We start from the raw sequence: 438 nt of genomic DNA, 5'->3' as shown, positions 1-438 counted from the left end.
CGCGTCCTCCGAGCACGCCCATGTTCTCCATCGCACGGCGCAGCAGGCGCTGGCGCCGGAGCTTCGCGGCCTCGTCGGGATTGGAGGGGTCTGCCGCCACGTCGTCCTCGTCGAAATCCCAGTCGTCCAAGTCTCCAGACGGCTCGGACCACGCAGTCTCGCCAGTTGGGCCGGTGTTGTCACCGGGGAAGGTCTCGAAGTCCGCTTCAATGGTTGCTTCGACGATGGCTTCGACCGGGGGCTCCTCCGCGCCGACGTTCGCCTGATTGACATCCGAGCGGACGAGCGTCTCCAGGTGGGCATCCACCTGCTGGAGGGCGGCTTCGAAGGAGGCCGTGAGGGTTTCGGCGGCTTCGTCCTTGTCGAAGGAGACGATGCGCCACAGGTCGTCCTCGCTGGCTCGCTTGTTCTTGGCGGGCGTGGGCCCCAGGCGCAGAG

1 pseudogene is annotated in these 438 nt (G+C 67.1%); it reads right to left on the bottom strand.

From position 1 onward, the window contains the following. Positions 1-438, bottom strand: a pseudogene (locus FL311_RS44795) (molecular chaperone DnaJ); the annotation flags it as partial.

Source organism: Myxococcus sp. AB025B (assembly GCF_006518215.1).
In the GTDB taxonomy this organism is placed as follows: domain Bacteria; phylum Myxococcota; class Myxococcia; order Myxococcales; family Myxococcaceae; genus Myxococcus; species Myxococcus fulvus.
Note: the sequence above shows the minus strand (reverse complement) of the source record. Positions and strands in the feature narration are given on the sequence as shown.